Consider the following 3604-nt stretch of genomic DNA (forward strand, 5'->3'; position numbering starts at 1 on the left):
GACAAATTACCCTTCACTTTAAAATTGAAGGCTTTGGCAGTAGCGAAATCTTGGAAAGTCTTACCTTTGATGGTGTGGATGTCTTGCCAGCGAGCCGCCTTGTTGCCGATAGACAAGGCACCCTTGAGGGCACTTTTAAGATTCCACAAAACATTACCGCTGGTACAAAAAATGTTGTGGCACGGGGAAAAGGTGGAACCATTGCTACGGGTCTTTTTACAGGGCAAGGTGTGATTGATGTGAAAGTGATGCGGCGCACCACCACGGTGAAAATCTGGACGCAAGTAGACCCACAAGCGCAAGTTTTTACCCCCGATGAAACACGGCAAATAACAGGGATTGACTTTCATCTTTGTAAAATTGGCAATCAGAACCATGATCTGGTGATTGATTTGGTCACCACTGAAAATGGCTATCCGACCGCCGATATTCAAGCGCAAAGCTTTTATTCTATGAAGGGCGCAAAGCTAGGATGGGCAGAGGCACGCTATGATGTACCACTCCTTGTCCCCGATGACCGCTTAACAGCTTTTGTCATTAAAACCGATGATGCTGATCATTCTGTCTCTTTAGCAAAGCTTGGGGATTTTGATGCAGAACACCAGAGATACGTCTCGAGCCACCCTTACGTGACCGGTCCACGCTTTTCTTCTGTCAATGCGCAGACATGGTCCGCCCATCAAGATGAGGCTTTAGCCTTTCGTGTGTTGGCAGCCCGCTACACACAAACAGAAAAAACCATTGATCTTGGCACATTTGATCTTGTTGATTGTTCTGATTTGCAAATACGCGCAGCCATTGAATTACCTTCAAGTGAGTGTTCTGTCATCTTTGAAATTGAACGAAACAATGGCACGGTTTATCAACTCCTTCCCTTTCAATTACTCAGCCTTACCGAATATATCAGTGAAAAGGTAAAGCTTCGCGCTATTCTCAAAGGCACCGAAAAGCTTTCACCTGTCTTGTTTGCTCCTGTTCAATTGATTGCAGGAAAGATCCATAAGGAAGCCACTTATGTCACCCGTGCTTTTTCCTTTGGAGAAAAGGCAAGGCTGACCAGTTATATCAAAACCTTTTTACCGGGCGGTGCAACCTTTACACTCGAGATGCAACTGGATGATGGTGCTTTCACCCCTTTGAAACTCGACGAAACAGAACAACTTGCCGAGCCGCTTTGGACAGAGCGCAAATTTGTAAGCAGCGACAAAACAGCCAAACAAGCGCGCTTGAAACTCACGCTTACCGGTGGACCGGCGGCACGGTCAATGGTGAGCGATTTTGGCGCCGGCATATTGTGATGGGAGAACAGAGATGACAAAAACCAAAAAACTCGACATGGAATTGCCGAAAGAAGGACGCTTTATCAGTTCTGAATTCCCAATCTTGCGGGAAAACTTGACCAAAATTGATCAAGCCATTGCAGATGTTGAGGAAAAGGTAGAGGGAAAGGCACCTTTACAGCACACGCATAGCATAAGTGATGTTGCAGATCTTGAAGCAGCTCTCAAAGGCAAAATGGCAGCGGATAAAACTTTCTCATTTGCTGATTTAAGCGATATCGAAGGCGCAAAAGATGCCGCAAATAATTATGTTCTCTATAAATCAAGCAATAATAACTTCACTTTTGGAAGTGCTGTATCTTTGCTTGGCGCACATCAACATAAAACCGAAGATATTGTGGGGCTTGATGATTTTAGAGCCAAGATCAATCAAGATCTCACAAGCTATGGTCGCTTAGCCAGCCCAAATGAATGGCGAAGTTATAATAAATTTACCAGCAAAGTCACTATGAGTGGTGGCTTAGAACTGTTAGGTAATTCGTCGTTTAATCTCACCCATAATGGTGAAGTGGTCACAAACTTAAGTGCGAGTGGTAGCTTGCTTAAAGGACCTTTAAACGTCGATGGAGATCTTGTTTATACGAAAGCGCAAGTGGATGCCGCCATTTTGTCACAAATAAAGAGTCTTAAAAAAGATTTGACCGATAAAATCACGAATTGGCCGGCTCTTGCTGATGCTGAATTGCTCTATACGCAGGATGGAAAAATTGAGTGGCCAGATTGGGTAACCGATAAAACCAAAGTTGAGATCCAAGCATGGGGCGGTGGCGGTAGTGGTGGTAGAGCATTTGGGATAGGATTAGGAGGTGGTGGTGGAGGTGGTGGTTGTTCCGTCTGGTATGGCTATAAAGTCAGTTTAAACGGTCACGAGGATATCACAATTGGTAAAGGAGGGGCTTCTATTGCAAAGAATTTTGTAAGCGGTAAGCCTGGAGAAACAACAACCATTGGCAAAAATTTTATTACCGCTACCGGAGGAAAGGGTGGTGGGGGAGCTGACGCCCGTATCTCTCACTCGATTACTGGTAGTACGACTCACTACTATTCAGGCTCTGGTGGCGCTGGAGGTACAGGTGGAAACTTTGGTTTAGCAACAGACGAACATCCAGGACTTGCTAAAGGCGGAAATGGTTGTGCTGGAACGAGTGGAAACAATGGAAAAACAAGCGGTAATGGCGGTGATGCTGGGGGTGATACATCAAGGGGGGGCTCTGGAGGAACGGGACAAGGTTCCTATAGTTCAGGAAAAGCAGGGCGTGGCTTTGGTGGTGGGGGTGCTGGTGCTCATAAAGCTGATTCTCCAAGCGGCGCTGGAGCTGATGGCGCTGTTCTTATAAGATTATGGAAAGAATAAATGGTTATAAAAAACCACAAGAGAAAGATGATCAAAACTAAGCTATAATATTACATTCAGAAAGCATTCCAATACGATAGAACGGAACTAACAAGAACTCGTGAAAAGAGGATGTATTTTAGGTTGTTTATGTTTTAGAGCTTGCGCTAAATCATAATTTGCCTGCATAGCTAGCCAAGCACGTGCAGTACTCACACCAGCCATTTCAAGCCTAATAGCGAGATTGGGACTAATAGCGGCTTTCCCATTTAAAACCCTAGAAAATGCTACACGAGACATACCAAGCCGTTCGGCTGTTTCACTAACAGATAAGCCAAGTTCTGCGATTACATCTTCACGCAAGAGTTCACCAGGGTGTGGAGGGTTTTTCATCATTTTTTAGCTCTCCTTATTTAATGATAATCTAGATAATCAACCAATTCGACATCTATACCAACAAAACGGAATATTACACGCCAATTTCCATTTACTGTAATTGACCAATAGCCCTTAAGATCACCTTTTAGAGGATGTAATCGAAAGGACGGATAATTCAAATCATTTGGTGATATAGCTACGTCAAGAGCACCTAGAATACGCCTTAACTTTTGAGTATGAGCAGACTGAATTCCTTTTGTAATGCCAGTATTATAGAAGGCTTCAAGCCCTTTATGTTTAAATCCCAAAATCATAACATATTGTATCGTGTATAGTTACCAAATACAAGAAAAAATTTCATAAATCCTAATAAAATGCCTTATCATTGATTTAAATGACCAATCGCAGGAACAAGATCTTTAGCACTTAAGTTCATTTGTTCCATTCTAAATTTAATAGCCTCAATAGGATGAGGAGGAGAAACAGGATAGTGTTCTGTTTCATAAGCTTCAATTAACAAAACAAGAGTTTTCATTCTATCAAATTCTGGAGT

The 3604-nt window shown here is 43.1% G+C and carries 3 protein-coding genes and 1 pseudogene; 2 read left to right on the top strand and 2 right to left on the bottom strand.

The window, feature by feature from the left end; genetic code table 11:
- A pseudogene (locus ACFIKR_RS08965) lies at positions 1-1298 on the top strand (DUF4815 domain-containing protein); the annotation flags it as partial.
- Between the two features lie 13 nt (positions 1299-1311).
- A complete protein-coding gene (locus ACFIKR_RS08970) occupies positions 1312-2694 on the top strand; it encodes a Bgr_08870 family protein (RefSeq protein ID WP_375659604.1) in 1383 nt (460 codons plus the stop codon).
- 87 nt (positions 2695-2781) lie between these two features.
- On the opposite strand, the gene ACFIKR_RS08975 is transcribed toward ACFIKR_RS08970, so the two are convergent.
- Together ACFIKR_RS08975 and ACFIKR_RS08980 are read right to left on the bottom strand one after the other, a co-directional pair.
- On the bottom strand, positions 2782-3069 hold the full coding sequence (locus ACFIKR_RS08975; RefSeq protein WP_126602638.1) for a HigA family addiction module antitoxin: 288 nt from the start codon (positions 3067-3069) through the stop codon (positions 2782-2784).
- Between the two features lie 17 nt (positions 3070-3086).
- Complete coding sequence (locus ACFIKR_RS08980) at positions 3087-3365, bottom strand: type II toxin-antitoxin system RelE/ParE family toxin (protein ID WP_375640091.1); 279 nt, start codon at positions 3363-3365, stop codon at positions 3087-3089.
- Between the last annotated feature and the right edge of the window lie 239 nt (positions 3366-3604).

This window comes from Bartonella sp. MR30HLJHH (genome assembly GCF_042194195.1).
Taxonomy (GTDB): domain Bacteria; phylum Pseudomonadota; class Alphaproteobacteria; order Rhizobiales; family Rhizobiaceae; genus Bartonella; species Bartonella grahamii.

Bases quoted from the DNA above. Each gene is read 5' to 3' on its own strand.
- ACFIKR_RS08970 (WP_375659604.1), top strand. From the start codon at position 1,312: ATGACAAAAACCAAAAAACTCGACATGGAATTGCCGAAAGAAGGACGC.
- ACFIKR_RS08975 (WP_126602638.1), bottom strand. From the start codon at position 3,069: ATGATGAAAAACCCTCCACACCCTGGTGAACTCTTGCGTGAAGATGTA.
- ACFIKR_RS08980 (WP_375640091.1), bottom strand. From the start codon at position 3,365: ATGATTTTGGGATTTAAACATAAAGGGCTTGAAGCCTTCTATAATACT.